We start from the raw sequence: 24271 nt of genomic DNA, 5'->3' as shown, positions 1-24271 counted from the left end.
GTCAGACGGCGGCGACGAGGACGATGCCGTCGTCGTCGGAGTAGAGCGTGTCTCCGGGGGCGAAGGTGATCCTACCCAGTTCCACCGGGACATCGCGTTCACCGACACCGGTCTTGGTCGACTTGCGCGGGTTGGTGCCCAGGGCCTTCACACCGATGTCCATTCCGCCGATCGTCTTGGCGTCGCGGATCGCACCGTTGACGACGATGCCGACCCAACCGTTGGAGCGGCCGAGTTCGGCGATGAGATCGCCGACCAGCGCGGTGTGCACCGACGCATCGCCGTCGATGACGAGGACGCCACCGGGGTTGGATTCGCCGAGGATGGACTTCAGCAGCGCATTGTCCTGGAAGCATCGGACGGTGCTGACGGTTCCGACGAATTCGCGGACGCCACCGTACTGGGTGAACTGGGTGTCGCAGCTGCGCACGTCGGCGCCGATCTCGTCGACCAGATCCGCGGTCGGGGTGAAAGTGAGCTCACTCATGCCGACCAGCATAGGTGTTACCCGCGGGCACACGTATGGCCGGTGTGAGCAGGATGACCGTCGGCGCCCCGACAGCTGAGTCACACCTGAAGTTAGCCTTACCTAATCCTTAGGGTAGGGTCGGTTCTCGCCGACCGCCGCCGAGCAAGGAGACCCGACGATGCCGCTCCGGAGCACCTCCGCCACATCCGGATTGCGTCGTCCACGAACGCGCCTTGCGGTCTGCGCCGTCGCCGTGCTCACCACCGTCGGACTGGCCACCGGCGCCGGGCAGGCCTTCGCGGTCGACCCGACCGTCGTCCGGGACGGGTGTGCGTTCACCAGCGACGCCGATCGCGCGGCCAACATCCAGACCTGCTGGGTGTGGTCGGAGTCGATGCAGACCTCGGTGACGGTCAAGATCCGGCCGTCGGATCAGGAGGCAGGCGAATCCGAACAGGCCGTGTACTTCCTCGGCCAACTCAGCGACCCGAGCACCAACGGTCGCGGCGATCTGTACGGCACCGAGTACAACCTCGTCGCCATCCCCGACTCGGCCACCACCTGGTCGGCGAACTGGCAGTCGACACCCCGCGACAACGACGGCAACGTCCTCACGACCTACGAGGGCGGCGAGTTCGATCCGGCCTGGGAGACCTTCGTCGGAGAAGAACTGCCCGCATACCTGAATGAAGAATTCGATATCAGCACGTCGGGGAATGCCATTTCGGGTCTCTCGATCTCCGGCGGACAGGCCATCAATCTGGCGCTGAAATATCCCGACGTCTTCTCCGTCGCGGTGTCCCGTTCGGGCTATTACCAGACCGACAACATCTTCGGGTATCTCGCAGTACCGTTCATTCTCGCCACCCGACAGGGCGTGTCCAACGGCTTCGACGCCCTGTGGGGCAATCCGTTCCTGCCGGGTAACACGTGGGCCGCCAACGACGTCGCCGCGCGGATCGCGGAGGCGAAGGCCAACGGGCAGACCATCATCGTCTCCACCGGCAACGGCCTGCCCGCATCGCAGGCCGAGTGGGACGAGATGATGGCCCAGGGCGGGATCATCAACGTCGCGATCGGCGTCGGCCTCGAGGTCGTGTCGTTCGCGTCGACACTGCTGCTCAACGCACAGGCCGACCTCCTGGGACTGCCCATCGAGTTCATCTACACCGACGGCGCCCACACCTGGAATCGGTGGATTCGCACCGACGCCGAAGAAGTCGCCAAACTCGAAGAGGCACTGGAGAAGTACGCCGTCACCTCGCCTGCGGCCACCTCGACCGCGACCACCTCGACTGCGGCCGTGTCCGCACGCGCCGTATCTGCGGTGTCCGCATCGGAATCGTCCACATCGGAATCGTCCACATCGGGAGCCGATTCGGCATCGACACCCACGACATCGACGCCGGTGGCCACCTCTTCCGCCGAGACCGAGGACTCGCCGGCATCGTCGACGACACCAACACCGACGACACCAGAACCGTCGACCTCGGCGCCGACGTCCACACCTCCATCGGCGTCGACCGAGCAGAGTTCCGACCCGGCCACCCCCGACACGACGACACCCGCCTCGGAAGCAAGCGTTCCGGAATCCGATGATTCATCGGCCCCCGAAATTGCCACTGCCACATCCGCTGCACCGATAACAAAGAATGCACCCTCGGACTGAAAGAATGCGCATTCCCACTCGGTGATGGGCAAAAGAATCTGCTACATTCTTCCCGTGCCGAAAACGCGCTCCCGACAATTGTCGTCGACATTCCTTCGCCCCATTCTCACCCTCGGCGTGGTCGCCGCAGCCGTGGTCACATCTGCCGTGGTCGCGGCCGATCCGGGCGACGCACACGCCCTCGACCTCGGATCGTCGTCATCGGCCCGGTGCACCGCAACCGCCGCCGCCCAACATGGCTGGGGCACGCCCGATCACGCCGATGACTTCAACTCGCTGAGCAACTGGCACGTCTACGAGGGCGCCGGCCATGCCGGGAACGGCAGCCGCACGCGCGACGCGGTGTCCATCTCCGACGGCGCATTGGCGATCACCTCGAGCATCAACGGCGACTCCGGTGGCGTCACCCCCACGTGGGCGGGACGCAAGTACGGCCGCTGGGAGATCTGTGCTCGCACCACCATCGCATCACCGAACTGGCATGCGGTGGCGCTGCTCTGGCCCGACGCCGAGGACTGGCCGGTCGGCGGCGAGGTCGACTTCATGGAGATCGTCGACGCCACCCGGCAGGCCGTGCAATACAACCTGCACTACGGGGCGCAGGACACCGTCGAAACCCACACCACCTTCGTCGACGCCACCGCCTGGCACAGTTGGGCGGTGGAGTGGACACCGACGCACATCGCGGTGTTCCGTGACGGTGTCCAGTGGGCGATCAGCACCGATCCCGCACGATTCCCGCCGCGCGCCATGCATCTGGCCCTGCAACTCGACAACTTCGGCGGCATCATCGTCCCGACCGGGCAGATGTTCGTGGATCGGGTCGCCGAATACGGCATCTGAGTGGGCAATTCGGCCGCGGAGCCAGGCTCAGGCCGAATCGTCCCGATCGCCGAAGAGCCGGTCGACGTCGACCACATCGCGGACCGACGCGTCACCGATCTCGAAGTACTGGGCCGGCGTCACCCGATGCAGTGACGCCACCACCGAGGCGGGCACACTGCCGATCCTGGTGTTGAGCGCGCGGACATTGGCGTTGTAGAGACGCCGCGCGGCGGCGATCCGGTCCTCGGTGTCGCCGAGTTCCCGTTGCAGCACTTCGTAATTCCGTACGGCACCGAGGTCCGGATACTGTTCGGCCAACGCACCGAGCCGCCCGAGGGCGGCGGTCAGCGCATCCTCGGCGTCGCCCACCGCGGCGACGTCGATCGCCGCGGCCGCACCGACACTCTCGGCCCGCCGACGAGCCTGCGTCACCGCCAGCACGGTGTCCCGCTCGTAGTCCGCGGCCCGTTCCACGGTGGCCACCAGGTTCGGCACCAGATCATGTCGGCGCCGCAACTGCACATCGACACCACGCCACGACTCCGCGACCAGATTCCGCAGGCGCACAAAGGAATTGTAGGTCGCCACATACCACCAGAGCGCCCCGAGCACGACGGCCACCACCACGATGACGATCCAGATCATCAGAACTCCCTCCCGACCCGCGGCACTCCACGGTCACGCCAGACGAATCGGGGGATGCCGTCGGCGATGGTGACCAGTGCGTCGAAGACCTGGGAGATCTCCACGGGACGATTGCCGCGGGTGGTGATGGCGACGAACTCGTCTCCCAGGATCTCGAACTTCGTCAATGCCAGGGTGGCGTCACGGCGGGACAGGGTCAGCAGGGCGTCGATGGTCTGCGGGGTGAACACCGCGTGCGCGAATGCCGCGTCGGGGCAGTACACCATGAAGCGGTCGTTGAAGTCGCTCGATTCGAACAGCACCCGATCACCGGTGGAGGTGTCGACGTTGATCCCCAGTGTCAGACGGGGCAACGCAGCCGGCAGTCGCAGTGCGAACACATTGCGGTAGTGACTGCTCATCTGAATGCGGTTGTTGTTCCACCACGTGTAGTGGAAGTACGTCGCGGGGTACGCTCCGCGCCACCCGGTCATGCCGTCCCGGACGCGCTTGCGACGGGCCCGGCGGACCGAGAACGGCGGCACCTCCCACTGCGGTGCCGGCCACTGCGGATCACGCCGATAGGTGAAGTCGTTGGCGGTCGCCCACGCCCGTGTCCACCGACGGCGCATGACCTTGAGAATGACGCCCGCCGGGAGGAACGCCAGCAACGGCGTGGCGATGAGCAGCACCCACGTCAGCGGACGTCCGTGGTCGTGCCACCACCAGATCTGAGCTGCGAGCAGGACCACGAAGGTGAGTGCACTCAGCGAGTTCAGGAACGCCGACCGCGACCAGAACGGAATGCCCGCCTCTCTGCGCACATCCTCTCTGCGCACATCCTCTCTGCGCCCATCCTCCCCACGCACACACGCCCCACACCACGTGGTGCCCCCGTCACTCATGCCTGCAGGGTAGCCACCGCACGTGGGCACCGCCGAATCAGTTCTGCGGCCCGGTCGTTCCCCCGAATGGCCTCGGCAACGCCCGCACCTCGTCGACGATCCGCGCAAGTGCCTCGGGTTGGTCGAGGACGATGAAATGCCGTGACCGGATTGCCCGGATCGAACCGCCCAGCATCCGGGCATACCGTTGCTGCTTCCACCGCCAGACCCGTTGCCACACCGACGGTCCGGACAGTGCCACCACCACAACCACCGGCACCGGCGGGATCTCGGTCACCTTCCGCATCTGCCGAAGCGCTCCGTTGATGGCCGGGAATGCCGCATTCTCCACCAGCGTGGCCAGCAACATCGACGTACCCCCGAAGAGTTGCTCGGCCCACGCCTGCTCCGCCTCGCCGAACCCTTCCGGCGGTTGCGGCAGCAACCGAGCACGGAGCAACGCCCGACCGTGCAGCCGAAAGTCGGTGCGCCGGGCGACCTCCCGCAGGACGGCGATCAACCGGTGGGCGTTGGCGACGCGGAATGCGGTCGGCACCAGCCGCCACGGCAGCAGGACGAACGATCCGTCGAGCATCACCACCGCGGCAACCCTACCGGGATGTGCGCGCGCAAAGCCCTCGACGTAGAGCGAGGCCAACGAATGCCCCACCACGACCACCGGATCGGTGACCCCCACCGCGTCGAGAACCGCACGCATGCGCTCGATTTCGTCGTCGAGCGTCGGGATGTGACCGGGTGCCGGCTCCTCGGAGAAGCCGTATCCGGGGCGGTCGTAACGGATCACCCGCCGCGATCGTGCGCGCAGCCGCCAGGCGATCGCATCGAGATCGAACCAGTTGCTGCCCAGCGCCGCCATCAGCAGCACCGGATCGCCGACCCCCTGATCGACGACATGTGTTCTCCGCCCGGCGATCTCGATGAACCGCCCGGGTGGTTGCCGCACCGTCGTCAGATCCTGCATCGGCTATCCCTCGTCCGGTTTGACCAGCGGGAACGGCAGGGATTCGCGGATGGACTGGCCGGTGATGAGCATGACGACGCGGTCCACGCCGATGCCGAGGCCACCGGTGGGCGGCATCGCGTACTCCAGGGCCTCGAGGAAATCCTCGTCGAGTTCCATCGCCTCCGGATCACCGTCGGCGGCCAGGATCGACTGCGCGGTGAGCCGGGCCCGTTGCTCCACAGGATCGGTCAATTCGGTGTAGGCCGTGCCCAATTCGACGCCCCACGCCACCAGATCCCAACGTTCGGCGACACCCGGACGGCTGCGATGCGCGCGCGTCAACGGCGACGTCGACGTCGGGAAGTCGATGTAGAAGGTCGGGAAGGTGGTGCGGTCCTCACCGAGATGTTCGTAGAGTTCGAGTACCAGTGCGCCGGCATCCCAGTCGGGACGATGCGCGATCTCCAGCCGATCGCAGATGCGACGCAGGTCCTCGGCACTCGTCTCCGGGGTGATCTCCTCACCGGCACCTTCGGACACCACCTCGTGCACCGTCTTCACCGGCCACGGTCCGGAGATGTCGATGCGCTGGGTCTCGCCGTCGTCGCCGGTCCGGTAGATCACCGGTTCACCGTGCGCGGCGGTCGCGGCGAACTGGATCATCTCCCGCGTCAGATCAAGCATCTTGAGGTAATCACTGTGTGCCTCATAGGCTTCCAGGCTGGTGAACTCCGGGTTGTGGGAGAAGTCGACACCCTCGTTGCGGAAGTTGCGGCCGATCTCGAAGACCCTCTCCACCCCGCCGACGCACAGCCGCTTGAGATAGAGTTCCGGCGCGATCCGCAGGTACAGGTCGAGGTTGTAGGCGTTGATGTGGGTCTGGAAGGGGGTCGCGTTGGCGCCGCCGTGAATTCGTTGCAGGATCGGTGTCTCGACCTCGAGATAGTCACGGGTGGCCAGGAAGTCGCGCAGCGACTTGACCACCACGCTGCGGATACGCAGCAGATCACGACTCTGCGCGTTGGTGGCCAGATCCAGATACCGTTGCCGCACACGCGATTCCGGGTCGGCCAGGCCGGCCCACTTGTCCGGCAGCGGACGCAGGCATTTCCCGTTGATCCGCCACGCGTCGATGAGGATGGACAGCTCACCCTTACGGCTGGTACCGACCTCGCCACGTACCTCGATCAGGTCACCGAGATCCACATCCGAGCCGAAATCCGGTGTGCCCGGGATGATCCGGTCGGCCTCGACGAGCAGCTGCACCTGTCCCGACCAGTCGTGGACGTCGGCGAAGATGACCTTGCCGAAGTCGCGGATGCGGGTCACCCGCCCGGCGATCGTCACCTGCGTACCCATCGGCTCGGCGACGGCCCGCGCGATGGTGTGGGTCGGGGCGTCCGCGGGTGGATACGGATCGAATCCTTCCTCGACGAGCCGCTCGAGTTTGGCCATCCGGACCCGCACCTGCTCGGGGCGGTGGACCTCCACGGCGCTGCGGTCGGCCTCGGACTCGAACTGCGCGATCAGGGCGTCGACGTCGACGCCTGCCGGGATCGACGGCTGGCCCGCCTCATAGTGCTCCTTGCGTCCGAACCGCGGCAGCCGGACAAATCCCTCGGTGACCACGCTCGCCAGGCCCGCGCGCGGCAGCATCCGGGCATCCTCGAAGCACAGGAACCGCGGTTGCCAATCCGGCAGGTACTTGGCGTTGGACTTGTAGAGCGATTCCATCTGGAAGAACCGGGAACCGAACATCAGCACCGAGTAGGTGGCCCGCATGACCGGGCCGGCACCGATCTGGCCGCCCTGTTCGAAGAACGCGCGGAATGTCGCGAAGTTGAGTGAGACGTCGGTGACTCCGACCTGCTCGGCCTGCCGGCACAGTTCGGCGACCATCGTCTCGACGACGCCGTTGACGCCGTTGCGGTCGCGGCGCATCAGATCCAGCGATACCCCGCGCCGCCCCCACGGCACGAAGCTGAGCATGCCGATCACCCGTTCGGCGCCGTCGTCGCCGGTCTGGATCGCCTCGACGAGCAGACAGTTGTCGTCGGCCGGATCGCCGATCCGGGAGAGCGCCATCGCGAATCCGCGCTCCTCGTCGGTGTCGCGCCACGCGTCGGCACGCGCCACGACGTCGGCCATCTCGGCGTCGGTCAGCTCCCCGTGCCGGCGAATACGCACCGTCACCCCGGCCCGACGGTTGCGGGTGACGGCCTGACGAACACTCTTCATCGCCGACCCGGACAGACTGAACTCGCGGGTGTGGATGATCGCCTCGTCGCCGATGTTGAGGGTGTTGAACCCGGCCGCATCGTAGGCCTCCGCGCCGCGTTCGCCGGCGCCCATCGCCGCCGGATGCCACCCGTACCGTTCACACAGGGTCAGGAACTCCGCGATCGCGCCCGGCCACGTCTCCCGGTCACCGATCGGATCACCGCCCGCCAGGCCGACACCCAACTCCACCCGATAGGTGATGGCGGCACGGCCGTCGGGTGAGAACACCACCGCCTTGTCCCGGCGGGTGGAGAAGTAGGCCAGCGAGTCGTCGTCGCCGAAGCGGGTGACAAGCGCGCGGATGAGCCGTTCGTCCTCCGCCGTCATCAACGATTTCAGGCGTTGCGACCGGAACAGCACGATCGCCGCGCCGATGAGTGCCAGTGCGCCGAACAATCCCAGGAGACCGTTGATCGGCGCGTGGGCGTGACCGTCGAAGGTGCGTTGGTCGATGGTCGCGAAGGCCACCACCCGGTTGAAGGCGTACGGCAGACGCTCACCGGACTGCAGCGTTCCGGGGAACAGTGCCACCAGCGCCCACCCGAGGAGGGTGGCGACGAACAGGCCCACGATCAGGACGACGAGCGCGCGCAGCAGCGCCGCGCGCCGGACCCGCGTGTAGAACTGCCGATAGGTGAGAAGCAGGAAGATCAGGATCGCGACGTCGATCCCCAAGCCGATGACGAGGTTGACGCGTTCGGTCCGCGAAATCTCGAGTTCGTCGGCGACCGCCGGGATCAGCAGCAGGGAGTTGGTGAGCATGAACAGCACCAGGATGATGACGCAGATCCACCAGGCGATGCGTTTTCGGGCGGCCAGCGCGATGGCCACGAGCGCCAGCACATACGCCCACGCGAAACTCGTCTCCGGCATCGCGATGATGTAGTTGTCCACATAGTCGCGGGGCACGTGAATCCAGTGCCGGAAGAACGGCAGAATGCTCGACGCCAATGCGATCGCCGCCATGACGCCGACGACGGTGCCGGCGATCTGCGGTGCCCGATGTCCGAAACCCCGCGGGTGCCGGATCTGCTCGAGCAGATCCGCCGACCGCCGGTCGGCGACCGTCCGGTCGGGCTCATGCGGGACGTCGGTGCCGGTACGCGTGGGTGGGGTGTCGACCGCCATGGCAGCCAACGTTAGTCGGCGGTTGCGGTCGCCACGAGTGGTTCATTACGGGCACTATGGGCGTGTGTTCGACGTGACGATCAGAGATGACACGATCCGCCTCGGCCAGTTCCTGAAGCTGGCCAACCTCATCGAGTCCGGGGCGGAGGCCAAGGAGGTCATCGCCGACGGCGAGGTCTCGGTGAACGGTGAGGTGGAGACCCGACGCGGCCGGCAACTGGTCGTCGGTGACGTGGTCGAGTTCGCCGGCGAGTCGGCGCGGGTCGTCGCCGAGTAGCGGTACGGCCACCGCAGGCGGCCGCGGCGCGGGCTGACGCGGGCTACAGCGCCAGGCGCTTGAGTTCGGCGGGGGTTGCCAGTCGTTCCGCCTCGGCCGGGAACATCCGGGCCTGCCGGCGGCCACGCCGGTTGGCCAGCGCGGACAATTTGGAGGGGCGTCGGTGAGAGTTGATGCTGTCAGTCAATTTCATGACTTGAGGCTTCCCTGATCAGTACAACGGATACGAACTTCAAAATACTGTAGTTGTCGATTCCCCAATCGCAACTCACCCGTGTACGTCGATGATGACACGCCGAACGTTACCGATCCGGTAGCGACGCGCCAGCGCGTTGACCTGCGGAAAATCTTCCGAGTGGCACACGCCACACAGATTTCAGCGGGATTCGAGCACCTGTGTCATCTGTTTCGGCACCGAATCGGCCAGCCGGCCGAAGATGAATCCGAACAGCGGTTCGCCGATGAACGCGAACCGGTGGAAGTCGACCAGCGCGCGATACGTGATCGTCGTCCCGCCGCCGTCGGCGTCGGCGAAGGACAGGTCGTCGGACGTGGTGGCGGTCTTGTTGCTGCCGGAGAACACGACGTGGTCGGCGTCGTCGCGGACCAACTCGTAGGTCAGTTCGGTGGAGATGCCGTACAGCTTCGACTTGTTGTGCCAGCGGGTGCCGAGCCCGATCTCCCCCGGTGTCTCCTGCGTGCACTCGACGGTCCCGGGATCCCAGGCGGTGGCGTTGGCGAAGTCACGCAGATAGGCCACGACCTCTGCGCGCGGACGGCTGACGGTGAAGGTGCGGGATACGTCGACCACGGATGAGTCCTCTCGATCGGGTTCCCCAGCGATTCGACGGCGTCGCAGCTTCGGATGAGAGAAATTGGGTCCTGTTGGAAAATATGTGTGCTGTAGCACCCAGATTCTCCAACAGGACCGCCGTTTGCTCCCATACGGTGTCGGCTCGATCCCGACCAGTCACCGACCAGGCCAGAGCGACGCGTCGAGTTCACGTCGCATCGAGTGCTCGCGCAGATATCCGGCTGCGGATTCGGACAAGCGTCCGATATGGTGTGATCGAACTTCATATTTGATCCACGATGGTGGATCACCACTCTCGAAGGATCGGGGACCGATGAGATACCGAAACCGTGTGGCGATCGCGTGCGGCGCGATGGCGCTGGCCGCGACGTCGCTGACCATGACCGCATCGCCGTCACAGGCGGCGTCGCGGTTCCAAGACGGTGAATGTGAGTTGCGTGGTGACGGGCCGCTGCTCCCGTGCGAATACAGCACATCCAGTTCGACGCAGAGTTCCTACCCGGACGACGCAATCGGAACCGTCAAGGTTCACATCGAGGCGAAGACCAACACCGGATCGTCGATCACCTGCACACTGTCTGCGCGCGGAGTTCCCGAACTGGGAACCGACGAGGACTGGGCCGGCAGGACCTGGATGGATCTCGAGTTGCCCCAGAGAGCGGCCGAGACCCGCTACGACATCACCTGCGAGAGCTTCCTGTCCAGCGACGGCGAACTATCCGGCTCATTCGTGATCGACAGCAGTAACTGACGCCTGTCGCCGCCTCGGATTCGAGGCGGCGACAGACGATTGAGGCTCGTGGCGCGTGCCGATCAGCGCTGAGCGACCTGCGTCGGATAGATCGGCGAGGGCAGATCGGTCTGACCGGCGAGGAACGCGTCGGCGGCCGCGGCGGCCGAACGGCCCTCGGCGATGGCCCACACGATCAGCGACTGGCCACGGCCGGCGTCACCGGCCACGAACACACCCTCCTGGCCGATCGCCCGGAACTCGTCGTCGCGCTTGATGTTTCCGCGCTGGTCGTACTCGACGCCGAGCTTGTCGAGCAGATCATTGCGCTCGGGTCCGACGAAGCCCATGGCCAGCAGGACGAGGTCGCATTCGAGCTCGAAGTCGGAGCCCTCGACCTTCTGGAAGCGACCGTCGACCATCTTCACCTCGTGCGCCTGCAGCGCGGTGACCTTGCCGTTTTCGCCGACGAACTGCTCGGTGTTGACCGAGAACACCCGCTCGCCGCCCTCCTCGTGGGCCGAGGAGACGCGGTACATCAGCGGATAGGTCGGCCACGGGGTCGATTCGGCGCGTTCCTGCGGCGGACGCGGCATGATCTCGAACTGATGCACGATCTCGGCACCCTGACGTAGCGAGGTGCCCAGGCAGTCGGCGCCGGTGTCGCCGCCACCGATGATGACGACCTTCTTGCCCTTGGCGGTGATCTGGGATTCGACGGTGTCGCCCAACTGGATTCGGTTGGCCTGCGGCAGGAACTCCATCGCCTGATGGATGCCGTCGAGGTCACGGCCCGGGATGGGCAGGTCACGACCGATGGTCGAACCCATCGCGAGCACCACCGCGTCGTAGTCGGTGCGCAGCTGCTCGATGGTGATGTCGACGCCGACGTTGACGCCGGTGCGGAAGACGGTGCCCTCGGCCTTCATCTGCTCCAGACGACGGTCGATGTGGCGCTTCTCCATCTTGAACTCGGGGATGCCGTAGCGCAGCAGACCACCGATGCGGTCCGCCCGCTCGTAGACGTACACGGTGTGACCTGCGCGGGTGAGCTGCTGTGCGGCAGCCAATCCCGCGGGACCCGAGCCGACGACGGCCACGTTCTTGCCGGTCCGTTCGGTCGGCAGCACCGGGGTGACCAGACCGGAATCCCAGGCGTTGTCGATGAGTTCGACCTCGACCTGCTTGATGGTCACGGCGGGCTGGTTGATACCGAGCACGCACGACGCCTCGCACGGCGCCGGGCACAACCGACCGGTGAACTCCGGGAAGTTGTTTGTGGCGTGCAGCCGTTCGATGCCGGCATCCCACTGGTTCTTGTAGACCAGGTCGTTCCACTCGGGGATCAGGTTGCCCAGCGGGCAACCGTTGTGGCAGAACGGGATACCGCAATCCATGCAGCGACTGGCCTGCGTCTTCAGCTCATCCTTGCCGAAGTCGGTGTAGACCTCTTTCCAGTCGAGCAGCCGCAGGTCGACGGGTCGACGGTCGGGCAGCTCACGCTCGGTGTGCTTGAGGAATCCTCTGGGGTCAGCCACGTGCGGCCTCCATGATCGCTTCGTTCACGTCTCGTCCATCTCGCTCGGCCGCTGCCGCCGCCGCGAGCACCCGCTTGAAGTCGCGGGGCATCACCTTGGCGAACTGGGTCTGCGTGGTCTCCCACTCCGTGAGAACCGCTGCGGCAACCGGAGATCCGGTCTCGTCGCGGTGCTCGGTGATCGTCGCCGACAGGAACGCGATGTCCTCGTCGTCGAGCGGCTCGATCTCCACCAGTTCGGTGTTGAGGTTGTCGGCGAATCGTCCCGCCGGGTCGTACACGTAGGCGATGCCGCCGGACATGCCGGCCGCGAAGTTGCGCCCCGTGTCACCGAGTACCACCACGCGGCCACCGGTCATGTACTCGCAGCCGTGATCGCCGACGCCCTCGACGACGGCGGTCGCACCCGAGTTGCGCACGCAGAACCGCTCACCGACCACACCGCGCAGGAAGATCTTGCCCGCTGTGGCACCGAAGCCGATCACGTTGCCGGCGATGATGTTGTCCTCGGCCACAAAACCTTCCGGCGCGTTGGTCGCCGGGCGCACCACGATACGACCACCGGAGAGTCCCTTGCCGACGAAGTCGTTGGCGTCGCCCTCGAGGCGCAACGTGATGCCCTTGGGCACGAACGCACCGAAGCTGTTGCCCGCCGACCCGGTGAAGTCGATCATGATCGTTCCGTCCGGAAGACCCTGCGCGCCATAGGTCTTGGTGACCTCGTGGCCGAGCATGGTGCCGACGGTGCGGTTGACGTTGGTGATCTTCGAGGTGAAGCTCACCCGGGTACCACTGTCGATGGCCTCGCGGCTCTGCGCGATCAGCTGCTGGTCGAGGGCCTTGTCCAGACCGTGGTCCTGCACGCCGGAGCAGTACAGATCCTGGTTCATGAACGGCGACTCGGTCAGCGCCAGCACCGATGACAGATCCAGCTTGCCGGCCTTCTCCGACGCCCAATGCGCTTGCGCCTTACCGGTATCGAGTGCCTCGACGTGTCCGACGGCCTCCTGCAGCGTCCGGAATCCCAGACGCGCCAGCAGTTCCCGGACCTCTTCGGCGATGAACAGGAAGAAGTTCTCGACGAACTCCGGCTTGCCGGTGAAACGCTCACGCAGCAGCGGGTTCTGGGTGGCCACACCCACCGGGCAGGTGTCGAGGTGGCAGACCCGCATCATGATGCAGCCCGACACCACCAGCGGCGCGGTGGCGAAACCGAACTCCTCGGCACCGAGCAGCGCTGCGATCACCACGTCCCGACCGGTCTTGAGCTGACCGTCGACCTGCACCGAGATGCGGTCGCGAAGTCCGTTGAGCAGCAACGTCTGCTGGGTCTCGGCCAGACCGATCTCCCACGGCGCACCGGCATGCTTGAGGGAGGTCAGCGGCGACGCGCCGGTACCACCGTCGTGACCGGAGATGAGCACCACGTCGGCGTGTGCCTTGGACACACCCGCGGCGACGGTGCCGACACCGATCTCACTGACCAGCTTGACGTGAATCCGCGCCTGCGGGTTCGCGTTCTTCAGGTCGTGGATCAGCTGCGCGAGATCCTCGATCGAGTAGATGTCGTGGTGCGGCGGCGGCGAGATGAGGCCGACACCCGGCGTCGAACCACGCACCTCGGCGACCCACGGGTACACCTTGTGCGGCGGAAGCTGCCCGCCCTCACCGGGCTTGGCGCCCTGCGCCATCTTGATCTGGATGTCGGTGCAGTTGGTCAGGTAGTGCGAGGTGACGCCGAAACGTCCCGACGCGACCTGCTTGATCGCGCTGCGCCGCCAGTCGCCGTTCTCGTCGTGGTGGAAGCGACGCGGATCCTCGCCGCCCTCACCGGAATTCGACCGGCCACCGAGACGGTTCATCGCGATCGCCAGGGTCTCGTGCGCCTCGGCCGAGATCGAGCCGAAACTCATGGCGCCGGTGGAGAATCGCTTGACGATCTCGCGGGCGGATTCGACCTTGTCGATCGGGATCGGGTCGCGGTCACCGAAATTGAAGTCGAACAAACCACGCAGGGTGGCCAGCTTGCGCGACTGATCGTCGACGAGCTTGGTGTATTCCTTGAACACCTTGTACTGCCCGGTGCGGGTGGCGTGCTGCAGCTTGAACACCGTGTCCGGGTTGAACAGGTGGTACTCACCCTCACGGCGCCACTGGTATTCACCGCCGACCGGCAGTTCGCGGTGCGCCCGCTCCGAGGGACGCTCACTGAACGCGAGTTGGTGGCGGGCGGCGACGTCGGCGGCGATCTCGTCGAGACCGATACCACCGAGCTGGCTGCGCATGCCGGCGAAGAACTCGTCGACGGTCTCGGTGTTGATGCCGATGACCTGGAAGAGCTGGGCGCCGGTGTAGGAGGCCACCGTCGAGATGCCCATCTTGCTCATCACCTTCAGCACGCCCTTGCCCGCGGCCTTGATGTAGTTGGTGCGGGCGGTCTCGAAGTCGATGTCGCCGAGCACTCCACGTTCGACCATGTCCTCGATGGACTCGAACGCCATGTACGGATTGACCGCTGCCGCACCGAATCCCACCAGCGTGGCGACGTGATGCACCTCGCGGCAGTCGCCGGATTCGACGATCAGGCCGACGCGGGTGCGCTTGCGCTCACGCACCAGGTGATGGTGCACCGCGGCGGTCAGCAGCAGCGACGGGATCGGGGCGAGGTCCTCGTCGGATTCCCGGTCGCTCAGGATGATCAGGTTCACCCCGTCGGCGATCGCGGCACTGACCTTGGCGCGGACCTCGTCGAGGGCCTTGCGCAGTCCGGCGCCACCCTCGGCCACCGGATACAGGCCGTGGATGTGGGCGCTGCGGAAGTCGGGCAGGTTCTCGTCGTCGTTGATCCGGACCAGCTTGGCCAGGTGATCGTTGTCGAGAACCGGTGAGGGCAGGGCGATCTGGCGGCACGACTCGGGGCCCGGGTGCAGCAGGTCGGCCTCGGAGCCGATGGTGGCACCGATGCTGGTGACGATCTCCTCGCGGATCGCGTCCAACGGCGGGTTGGTCACCTGCGCGAAGAGCTGCTGGAAGTAGTCGAAGAGCATCCGCGGCCGCGCCGAGAGCACCGCGATCGGGGTGTCGGTGCCCATCGAGCCGATGGCCTCCGCGCCGGTCTTCGCCATCGGCGCGACCAGCAGGTTCAGCTCCTCGGTGGTGTAGCCGAAGGTCAACTGGCGCAACGTGACCCGGTGATGCGACATGTGCTCATGCGGCAGTGCCTTGACGTGATCGATGTGCACGAGCCCCTGGTCCAGCCACTCCTGGTAGGGGTGCTCGGCGGCGAGTTCGTCCTTGATCTCCTCGTCGTCGACGATGCGGCCGGCCGCGGTGTCGACGAGGAACATGCGGCCCGGCTGCAGGCGCATCTTCTGCACCACGTCGGAGTGGTCGATGTCGAGGACGCCGACCTCCGACGCCATCACGACGAGGCCGTCCTTGGTGACCCAGATGCGGCTGGGGCGCAGGCCATTTCGGTCGAGAACCGCGCCGACGACGGTGCCGTCGGTGAAGCACACCGACGCCGGTCCGTCCCACGGCTCCATCAGCGTCGCGTGATACTCGTAGAACGCGCGATGCTCGGGCTTCATCGACTCGTGACGTTCCCACGCCTCGGGGATCATCATCAGCACCGCATGCGGCAGGCTGCGGCCACCGAGGTGCAGCATCTCGAGCGCCTCGTCGAAGCGCGCGGTGTCCGACGCTCCGGGCGTGCACACCGGGAAGATCTTCTCGGCCGTGCCCTCGCCGCCGAAGAGTTCGGTGTCGATGAGCGCCTCACGGGCCCGCATCCAGTTCTCGTTGCCGGTGACGGTGTTGATCTCACCGTTGTGGGCGACGCGGCGGAACGGGTGGGCCAGCGGCCACGACGGGAAGGTGTTGGTGGAGAAGCGCGAGTGCACCAGGCCGAGCGCGGACTCGACGCGCGAGTCCTGCAGGTCGACGTAGAACTCCCGCAACTGCGGGGTGGTCAGCATGCCCTTGTAGACGAAGGTCTTGCCGGACAGGCTCGGGAAGTACACGGTCTCGCGGCCCGGGCCGTCGGCGCCGGCGCCCTTGTTGCCGAGTTCGTGCTGGACGCGCTTGCGGACGACGAACGCCTTGCGCTCCAGCGCCATGCCGTCGGCGTCCTCGACGTCGTCGGGCAGCGACAGGAACACCTGACGGAAGGTCGGCATCGCGTCGCGTGCGAGCGCCCCGAGACCGTTCTCGTTGGTGGGCACCTCGCGCCAGCCGAGCAGGTTCAGGCCCTCGGACTCGATGATCTTCTCGACGCCCTTGACCGCCTCGGTCACATCCTTGGAGCCCTGCGGCAGGAAGGCGATGCCGGTGGCGTAAGCACCCTCGGCGGGCAGCTCGAAGTCGACGACCTCCCGCAGGAAGCGGTCCGGAACCTGGATCATGATGCCGGCACCGTCACCGGTGTTCGGCTCGGCGCCGGCGGCACCGCGATGCTCCAGGTTGACCAGCGCCATGATCGCCTTGTCGACGATGTTGCGGCTGCGTCGACCGTGCATGTCGACGACGAAGGCGACACCACAGGCATCGTGCTCGTGGATGGGGTCGTACAGACCGGTCGGACCGGGAGCATGCTTCATATTCGCCCTCACTTTGCGCGCGACTCTGCGCACCGATTCATCCGTATACGTCTTGTGCGGACTCGACACCCCCGACCCCGTCTCGACAGGCCCCGGTTGGTGGGCTGACCTGGGCATTGTCGAGGGTCGAGCGGTGGCGTCCCGAGGGTCAGCGCCATTGCTGACTGATTCCACCCGACATCAGTTGTCGGGCAGGACTCACCCTGCTCGCTGAGCATTGTCAATTATTTTCTCACGGCGGGTACCCAGTATCGAAATCCGGTTACCACAACGATGCCGTCCACGCAGCGTATGAGGCATTGCGTGTCCTCCCCAAGGTCCTCCCAAGGTCCTCGCTGACAGCGCCCGCCACCCCACTGACAGCGCCCTCCCCCACGTTGACAGCGCTCGATTTCGCACCGACAGCGCCCGATTTCCCCCACCGAGGGGCTCCGCAGGCATAGTGTCGCGTTTGTGAACCCCACGTCAGGTGCCGCGGCGGAGCTGCCCGACACCAACGATCCCGCCGCCACGGGCGCCCACGACACGGACACCCACGACGCCCCGATTGACGACCGGCATCCCTCTTCGGCCCTCGCGTCGCGGCGGACGCTGGCACTCAACTCCTATCTGCGTCGGGTCACCCGCCCGCTGATGGCGGGTGCCCGCTACGGCTCCCCCGCCATCACCGCGCAGGTCATCCGCACGACCCGACCGGGACTGAACCGGGCGCTGGAGGCCATGAGTCCGATCCCGGAGCGCGTCGTCACCCGGCCCGTCGCGACGCGATTCGAGGGCGGGCAGGTCCGCGGCGAATGGGTCGGCGACAGCAGCCGTCACGGCGTGCACCTGACCATCGGCCGCGATCGCCCGGTCATCTATTACCTCCACGGCAGCGGATACGTCGTCTGCTCGACGCGCACCCACCGCGGACTCGTCGCCCGGTTGGGCCGACGGACCGGATGTCTGGCCTTCAGCCTCGACTACCGACTCGCACCCGAGTATCGGTGGCCGGCCGGCGGCGACGACGCGATCCGCGGATATCACTGGCTGCTGTCCCAGGGCATCGATGCCGAGCAGATCATCGTCGCCGGCGATTCCGCGGGCGGGCATCTCGCGCTCGACCTCCTCGCCGACAACCAGCGCACCGGTACTCCGCAACCGGCCGCGATGACGCTGTTCTCACCACTGTTCGACCCCACCTTCGACACCGCCGTCGCCCACCAGCGCGCCGGCGCACGCGACCCGATCATCGACGCGATCGGGGCACGCAAGATCCTGCGCCTCTACACCGGCAACGCCGATCCCGACCACCCCCGCATGCGCATCTCGGTCGACGATCGAACACCGTTGCCGCGCACACTGATTCAATACGGCGGTCTCGAGGTGATGGGCCAGGACGCCCGCAACTATCACCAGATGCTGACCGATGCTGGTGCCGACGCCCGGATCGAATCGTGGGCCGGGCAGGGGCACGTCTTCCAGATGTTCCCGCGCCTCTCACCCGAATCCGGCCACGCGCTGCGCAGTGCCGCCTCATTCATCTCCGAATCCGTGACGACGCCCCGAACCAACACACCCCGAACCAACACACCCTGACACAACACCCCGACCCAAGGAGTAACGACGTGTCCGACATCGACGACCTCATGTCCCGACTCCCCATCGGCGACATCGCCGGCCAGCTCGGCGTCGACGAGACGACCGCGCGTTCCGCTGTCGCGCAAGCACTTCCGGCCCTCGTGGGCGGTCTGCAACACCAGTCCGCCGACGAGTCCTCGGCACAGGGCATCGCCACCGCGTTGTCCGCCCACGACAACGATCTCGCGCAGGGCACCATCAACATCGACGACGTCGACACCGCCGACGGCGACAAGATCGTCTCGCACATCTTCGGCGACAAGACCGATTCGGTGGCCACCGCGCTGAGCGATCAGGTGCCCGCCGCCGCGGTGGATCAGGGCCTCATCAAGAAGCTGCTGCCCATCCTCGCCCCCATCGTCATGAGTTTCCTGGCGTCGAAGATCCTCAACAAGGGTGGCGCATCGTCCACCACCGCGTCCGGCGGTGCCGGAGACCTCGGCTCCATCCTCGGCGGCGCCCTCGGTGGCGGCGCGGGCGGCGGGCTCGGATCCATTCTCGGCGGTGTTCTCGGTGGTGGCTCGAGTGGCGGCTCGGGCGGTGGCGGTGGCCTCGGGGATCTGCTCGGCAGCATCCTCGGCGGCCGCAAGTAGCGCTGGGCACCAGGACGTCTCGGACGGCGGCACCCGACCGGCTCGACGCGTCGCTCGGGCGAATGACAAGCGCCGCTCGCGATGAGAAACACCTGAGGATTCGTTGTTAACCTCCCGGCATGTTCGCACGACGCATCCTCGCCGCCCTGACGCTGACCGTTTCCCTCACCGGCGTCGGCCTGGCCCTGTCTCCGGCCGCGCCGGCCGCGGCCTACGACTACAACTTCGGCGCCATCGCCTACGACAACTACGGCGGAACCGCCGCCGCCTGGAACTACCCGACGGCTCAGGCGGCGGCCGACGTGGTCGAGGCGCAGTGCGGCGAGGAGTGCGGCTACTTCACCTTCTACAACTCCTGCGGTGCGGTCGCCTACTCCAACGACGGTGAGTCCGTCGCCTGGGCCCGCGGTTACGACACCCACGAAGGGGCGCGTCGCGCAGCGTTGCGCAAGCTCGGCGCCGGCGTCCCCGGCCACATCGCACGGTCGGTCTGCACCGACCGCTGACACACGCGTCGATCCGTCAATCATCAAGCACCCCAGCCCGTCACGGGTCTGGGGCGCTTGATGTCTGCCCGCTCGGTGTCTACTCGCGCGGTGTCTGCTCACTCGTGGCGGCTACAGTGCCGTACCCCGTTCGGAGCCGTATCCCTGCCGGTCGGGGTCGGCGGCGAGCCGACGGTCGAGCGGCACCGTCCATTCCTGGGCGAGTTGCACATCGAGGGCCTCGAGTCGTTCGAGAATCGGCGATTGCTGATCGTCGGCGCACTGCGCGGCGAGCGTTTCATAGAGGGCGCGTAGCCGACGGTGTACCTGCGCCTGGCCATGGCTGTGGCGGCGGATCTCGTCGGTGCCGATGGCCACGTAGTCGGCCCAGCTGCGCCGGTAGCCGCGCACGAACCGCGACCGGCGGGCGGCGCGTACCCGTGGTGCCAGCATCAGCAACAGATCCTCGATGTGGTCGAGGGCCAGGACCGCACTGCTCGGATCGTTGCCCGCGGTGGAGATCGCCTTGAGTGCGATGTCGGTGATCGCCTGCAGCGCCGCGGCCGGACTCACCGACGGCTGATGGGTGTCGCCGAAGAGAAGGCAGCCCAGCACTTTTCGCTGGAACTCCGCGTCGCCTCCAGGCTTGCCGCCGGTGCTCGGCCCGATGACGGCGATCACCCCGACGTTGTGGGAGACGTTGTCGCCCACCCGGACCAGCAGGTCGAATCGCACCTGCCGCGACGCGGCGTACCGCTCCAGCATCGGCACGTTGACGGCCAGGAGTATCCGGCCGCGGGCACCGAGTTCCGGAAGTGTGATGGTGGTGCGCGATTCAGTTGCGGCACTGGCCCATTCGTCGAGTTCGGAGCCGTGGTCCGTGGTCTGCCCACCGACGACGGGATACTGCCGCCGGATCGCCGAACGACCGTCGGCGGCAATCCACCGCAGCAACTGAGCGGAGTTGAGCACCGAGCCGACCTTGGTCACCAGGGCGATGAACAGGATCGCCGACACCACGGTGAGGAAGGCCGCGATGGCGGTCGACGCGCCGGGGGTGCCGTCGTCGGGCCCCGACAACGCCAGGTCCATCGCGATGATCACGCTGAACACGAAGGTCGCCAGGAAGAAGCCGATGGACCAGCGCATCACCGGTTCGCGCTGCAGCATCGGGATCACCCGCACCGAGATCTGCGACGCCCCGAACTGCATGGCAAGGGTCACCGCCGTGAAGACCAGACCGGTGAGTGTGGCGGTCGCACCGGCGATCACCCCGAGCACGGTTGCCAGCGTGCCGGAATCGACGTCGAGACCCAGGTTCTCATCGATGGTCACGCACGCGATCGCCGCGATGATGGCCAGCATCACCAGGATCACCGGAAGCCGCCAGGTCGGCACCACCTTCAGTTCCCGCCGGATGCGGCGCCAGCGGATGGCGGTCGCGATGCGGTTGGGCATCTGCACGGACGGGGATTGCGCGATCGGGGCGGGCACCGGCGCGACCGGTTGCGACGCCGGCGGGGCGTCGGGCACCCCGAATCTGCCGGCGAGCGCCTCCTGCACGACGATCTTCCACCGGATCATCGGTTCACGCAGTCGTCGCTCGCGCCGGATGGCCTTCTGGTGCTTACCGTCTCGACTTCCGTAGAACCACCGCGCCCACGGGGAGGCCGGTCGGGCCACCCGGATGGCACCGACCACGAGCAGCACCGGGATGAACATCCCGATGAGCCCGGTCCATAGTTTGCCCTTCACCAGGGTGATGATCGCCAGCACCACGTTGACCGCGATGCCCACCACCACGACGATCCGACCCACCACGTCCGGGTCGTCACGGAATTCGCCCACCGCCGAGGAGAAATCGAGTGGACGAAACCCCATCAGGAACAGCAGCCCGATGGCGATGGCGACGAACACCGCGTCCACCGACGCGCGTCCTTCCTTCTCCCAGTAGACGTCCCGCAGATGCAGGATCAACGCGAACTCGTCGAGCACCAGCGCACATCCGACACCGAACAGCGACGCGAGCACCGCGTCGGCGATCGGGGTGTCGAACCGTGACACGGAGATCAGCCCGAACCCGGACAGGGTCATCACGATGACCCCGAAGAATTCGTGATGCAGATGCAGACCACCGGGGGTCACGTTGCCCGGCCACCACCGGACCTGCGCCCGAATCATCCGGACGCTGAATCGGATGAACAGGAAGGTGAGGATGAACGCGACCAGGAAGACGAACAGCGGCAACCGCCCCGGGTCGACGATGGTGCGGGTGAACCACGAGGTCACCGCGCCCGCCTCGGATGCACGATGGGGCGTCGGCAGTTCATGGCGGTGAGTCTAATTCGCCCGCCGACGGGGCACCGACCGTTTGACTCTCCCTGCCCCCCGATTCCGGGCGCAGCCGCCTCACATCATGTGTTTGGGATGCACGTTCTTCGGCATCAGTTGCAGCAGCGACATGTCCCACACCGCGTTGCGGAGTCGGCCGACCGGCTCGGCGTAGAGATCCTCGAGGGCGGCCTTCCCGAGATTGTGGGGGCCGACGATCCGGTAGCACGACTGGTTGAAACTGCCGAACCACAACTGCTTGAACAGCTTCGGGTTGATCAGCATCCGCCACATCGGGACCAGGACACCCATCTCCTTCGCGATCGAATCCAGGTAGACCACCTGCGAGGGAATCGATTCGGTGTGCCGAGGACTCAGCGCGGTCCAGTACTCCTCCCACTGCTTCTCGCGCAGGATGCGGTCGTCGACGTCCGCCGGGAGCTTCTGCTTTCCGCTGCACAGTCGCGCGAAGTAGCGGGCCTGCATCTCCGCGCAGATCGGGATACCGCCGGAGAAGGGCCGCACGAACCCGATGAACGCGGCGGTCCCGTCGTGCTCCGGCGGAATCGAATGCTTGTAGAGGTTGCGGACGTTGCCGTCACGGACCGTCAGGTCGCCGATCGCGAGTCGTTCGGTGGTGAATCCGGTGCACAGTACGACGGTGTCGAAGTCGGCGGCCGTCGCATCCTTGAAGAAGACCTTCTTGCCGTCCGACCGATCGATCCCGGCGTCGTTGAGCGTGACCTTCCCGGACACGAGGCTCGGGATGAAGGTGACGTTCTTGCAGAAGATGCCCCGCTGGGTCCAACTGCCGTCGGGATGCGAACGCCGGTTCCAGGTCCGCAGCATCTCCCAATTCGCCTCGTCCTCAGGCGTTCCCAGATCCATCTTGAACGGGCGGACCGGCTCACCCATGGGATTGAGTGCGGGTTCGTCCGGTTTCCGTCCGGTCCGGCGGGCGAGTTCACCGCGCAACCCGCCGACGCCGGCCGTGATGAACCCGAGGATCACCGAGGCTGCGAGGAACACCGCCTTGGCGAACCTGTTGCGTCCCCAGAACGTCTGCAGCGGGAACGGGTAATCCGTTGAGCGACGCAGCATCTCATGGTGGTGGGAGCGGACCGTACCGTAGTCGGTGGTCTTGTCGCCTTCGAACACCCGGGGCAGCAACCACGTGTAGGAACGGATCGACAGCGTGGCGGACTCGGCGACGTCGCCGATCTCGCGGACGATGTCGGCGCCGGATTCGGCGAGGCCGACGATCAGGACGCGCTTACCCCGGAAGCGTTCGTTGTTGCGGTACTGGGCGGAGTGCACGATCTCACCGTCGAAACCCTCGAGGCCGGCGATGGCACGGTTGGGAGTCTTGAACGGGCCGGAGCAGATCGCGACGGCGCCGAACTCCTCGCTCGACTCGACACCGTCACGGCGCACCGACACCATCCACGACCCGCCGGTCTTGCGGACGTCGGTGACCTCGCTGCCGAACCGGATGTGATCGCGCAGCCGGAAGCGGTCGGCGTAGTCGCGCAGGTAGCCGTAATACTGCTTGCGTGAGTAGAAGACCCGGCCGCCCTTGAACGGATGGTCGGAGTAGGCCATCAGTTTCATCGAGATGGTGAGCATCAGGTTGTCGAAGGCCTTCATCTCGTCATCGTCGCCGGCGTGCCGGAGCCAGATCCCGCCGATGTCGGCGTTCTTGTCGAAGCAGACGACCTCATGTCCTTCGTCGCGGAGTTGCTTGATGGTCGTCAGGCCGCAGGGGCCCGCTCCGACGACACAGACCTTCATGGACTACCTCCGCCTGACTCAGGCGCATGCTGTACCGCCGACCACGGACAGTTTCCGCAGTGTAGGCTTACCTTACTATGCGTTCTTCCGTGTCGACCGGCCCAGGCGGCTTCCGCACCATGATCGGGACCTTGGTCCTGGCCGTCGTGTCCGCCTTCGCGATGGCGCCGTGGGCCACCGCCGCGCCGCAGCCGAGCACCGGGTCGACCGGTGGGTTGACATTCGTGGAGCAACTCGACGACAACCTGTGGCTGGCCACCGCCCATTCGGCGGCGATGAACGCCGACATCCCGCTCCAGGTGATCCGACCGGCGGGCAATCCGGCCGACGCACCGACGCTGTATCTGCTCAACGGCGCGGGCGGCGGGGAGGACGGCGCCAACTGGCTCGCCCAGACCGATGCCCGGACGTTCTTCGCCGACAAGCTCGTCAACGTCGTCATCCCGATGAAGGGCATCGGCAGCTACTACACCGACTGGGTGGCCGACGACCCGAAGATCGGCCGCCCGATGTGGGAGACCTTCCTGACGCGGGAACTACCGTCGGCCGTCGACGCGACGTTGAAGACCAACGGACGCAACGCGATCGCGGGCCTATCCATGTCGGCGACATCGGTCCTCACCCTCGCCGGCGAGACCGGTGACCTCTACCG

The 24271-nt window shown here is 66.4% G+C and carries 18 protein-coding genes and 1 pseudogene; 8 read left to right on the top strand and 11 right to left on the bottom strand.

The features are described 5' to 3' along the window. Position 1: 1 nt before the first annotated feature. A complete protein-coding gene (rraA, locus tag ABLE94_RS16725) occupies positions 2–499 on the bottom strand; it encodes a ribonuclease E activity regulator RraA (RefSeq protein ID WP_348807180.1) in 498 nt (165 codons plus the stop codon). Positions 500–647: 148 nt separating this feature from the next. Between rraA and ABLE94_RS16720 the strand changes: the two genes are divergently transcribed. Together ABLE94_RS16720 and ABLE94_RS16715 are read left to right on the top strand one after the other, a co-directional pair. Continuing rightward, positions 648–2138 carry an alpha/beta hydrolase gene (locus ABLE94_RS16720; protein ID WP_348809318.1) on the top strand — a complete coding sequence of 497 codons (1491 nt, stop codon included), beginning with the start codon at positions 648–650 and terminating at the stop codon, positions 2136–2138. A gap of 54 nt (positions 2139–2192) precedes the next feature. Further along, entirely contained in the window at positions 2193–2981 is a 789-nt protein-coding gene (locus tag ABLE94_RS16715) for a glycoside hydrolase family 16 protein (RefSeq protein ID WP_348809317.1), read from the top strand. Between the two features lie 27 nt (positions 2982–3008). Here ABLE94_RS16715 and ABLE94_RS16710 read toward each other — a convergent pair whose 3' ends face one another. The 4 genes from ABLE94_RS16710 to lysX are packed head-to-tail and all read right to left on the bottom strand — an operon-like array spanning position 3009 to position 8843. Beyond that, positions 3009–3608 carry a LemA family protein gene (locus tag ABLE94_RS16710; RefSeq protein ID WP_348809316.1) on the bottom strand — a complete coding sequence of 200 codons (600 nt, stop codon included), beginning with the start codon at positions 3606–3608 and terminating at the stop codon, positions 3009–3011. Further along, positions 3608–4492 (bottom strand): DUF3137 domain-containing protein, encoded by an 885-nt coding sequence (locus ABLE94_RS16705; RefSeq protein WP_348809315.1) that lies wholly within the window; start codon positions 4490–4492, stop codon positions 3608–3610. The genes ABLE94_RS16710 and ABLE94_RS16705 overlap by 1 nt, the downstream gene beginning before the upstream one ends. Positions 4493–4529: 37 nt before the next feature. Further along, positions 4530–5453, bottom strand: coding sequence for an alpha/beta fold hydrolase (locus tag ABLE94_RS16700; protein WP_348809314.1), 924 nt, complete (start codon positions 5451–5453; stop codon positions 4530–4532). Between the two features lie 3 nt (positions 5454–5456). Then, positions 5457–8843 (bottom strand): bifunctional lysylphosphatidylglycerol synthetase/lysine--tRNA ligase LysX, encoded by a 3387-nt coding sequence (lysX, locus tag ABLE94_RS16695; protein ID WP_348809313.1) that lies wholly within the window; start codon positions 8841–8843, stop codon positions 5457–5459. Positions 8844–8907: 64 nt separating this feature from the next. Here lysX and ABLE94_RS16690 point away from each other — a divergent pair, with 64 nt between their 5' ends. Beyond that, entirely contained in the window at positions 8908–9120 is a 213-nt protein-coding gene (locus ABLE94_RS16690) for an RNA-binding S4 domain-containing protein (protein WP_348807186.1), read from the top strand. A 43-nt stretch (positions 9121–9163) separates the two neighbouring features. On the opposite strand, the gene ABLE94_RS16685 is transcribed toward ABLE94_RS16690, so the two are convergent. Both ABLE94_RS16685 and ABLE94_RS16680 read right to left on the bottom strand, forming a co-directional pair. Then, a complete protein-coding gene (locus ABLE94_RS16685; RefSeq protein WP_348807187.1) occupies positions 9164–9313 on the bottom strand; it encodes a hypothetical protein in 150 nt (49 codons plus the stop codon). A 183-nt stretch (positions 9314–9496) separates the two neighbouring features. Further along, positions 9497–9931: an SRPBCC family protein gene (locus tag ABLE94_RS16680; protein WP_348807188.1), complete on the bottom strand. Its 435-nt coding sequence runs from the start codon at positions 9929–9931 to the stop codon at positions 9497–9499. Positions 9932–10247: 316 nt separating this feature from the next. Between ABLE94_RS16680 and ABLE94_RS16675 the strand changes: the two genes are divergently transcribed. Next, on the top strand, positions 10248–10685 hold the full coding sequence (locus tag ABLE94_RS16675) for a hypothetical protein (RefSeq protein ID WP_348807189.1): 438 nt from the start codon (positions 10248–10250) through the stop codon (positions 10683–10685). Positions 10686–10747: 62 nt separating this feature from the next. Here the strand turns inward: ABLE94_RS16675 and ABLE94_RS16670 are convergent, their stop codons facing one another. Next, positions 10748–12202 carry a glutamate synthase subunit beta gene (locus ABLE94_RS16670; RefSeq protein WP_348809312.1) on the bottom strand — a complete coding sequence of 485 codons (1455 nt, stop codon included), beginning with the start codon at positions 12200–12202 and terminating at the stop codon, positions 10748–10750. Beyond that, positions 12195–16799 carry a glutamate synthase large subunit gene (gene gltB, locus ABLE94_RS16665; RefSeq protein WP_348809311.1) on the bottom strand — a complete coding sequence of 1535 codons (4605 nt, stop codon included), beginning with the start codon at positions 16797–16799 and terminating at the stop codon, positions 12195–12197. Before gltB ends, ABLE94_RS16670 begins: the two co-directional genes overlap by 8 nt. Positions 16800–17345: 546 nt before the next feature. Here gltB and ABLE94_RS16660 point away from each other — a divergent pair. The 3 genes from ABLE94_RS16660 to ABLE94_RS16650 all read left to right on the top strand — a co-directional run bounded on the left by ABLE94_RS16660 (position 17346) and on the right by ABLE94_RS16650 (position 19518). Further along, positions 17346–18377 (top strand): alpha/beta hydrolase, encoded by a 1032-nt coding sequence (locus tag ABLE94_RS16660; RefSeq protein ID WP_348809353.1) that lies wholly within the window; start codon positions 17346–17348, stop codon positions 18375–18377. Positions 18378–18406: 29 nt separating this feature from the next. Next, on the top strand, positions 18407–19012 hold the full coding sequence (locus ABLE94_RS16655; RefSeq protein WP_348809310.1) for a DUF937 domain-containing protein: 606 nt from the start codon (positions 18407–18409) through the stop codon (positions 19010–19012). Positions 19013–19131: 119 nt separating this feature from the next. After that, a complete protein-coding gene (locus ABLE94_RS16650) occupies positions 19132–19518 on the top strand; it encodes a DUF4189 domain-containing protein (RefSeq protein ID WP_348805653.1) in 387 nt (128 codons plus the stop codon). 111 nt (positions 19519–19629) lie between these two features. On the opposite strand, the gene ABLE94_RS16645 is transcribed toward ABLE94_RS16650, so the two are convergent. Then, the gene (locus ABLE94_RS16645; RefSeq protein WP_348809309.1) at positions 19630–21786 is read right to left on the bottom strand and encodes a DUF2254 family protein; all 2157 of its coding nucleotides are present in this window, start codon (positions 21784–21786) and stop codon (positions 19630–19632) included. A 120-nt stretch (positions 21787–21906) separates the two neighbouring features. Next, entirely contained in the window at positions 21907–23619 is a 1713-nt protein-coding gene (locus ABLE94_RS16640) for a flavin-containing monooxygenase (RefSeq protein WP_348809308.1), read from the bottom strand. 77 nt (positions 23620–23696) lie between these two features. Between ABLE94_RS16640 and ABLE94_RS16635 the strand changes: the two are divergent. Then, a pseudogene (locus tag ABLE94_RS16635) lies at positions 23697–24263 on the top strand (alpha/beta hydrolase); the annotation flags it as partial. Between the last annotated feature and the right edge of the window lie 8 nt (positions 24264–24271).

Source organism: Gordonia sp. VNK1, assembly GCF_040049135.1.
In the GTDB taxonomy this organism is placed as follows: domain Bacteria; phylum Actinomycetota; class Actinomycetes; order Mycobacteriales; family Mycobacteriaceae; genus Gordonia; species Gordonia oleivorans.
The sequence above is the reverse complement of the archived record's forward strand: the minus strand, read 5'-3'. Positions and strand labels throughout refer to the sequence as shown.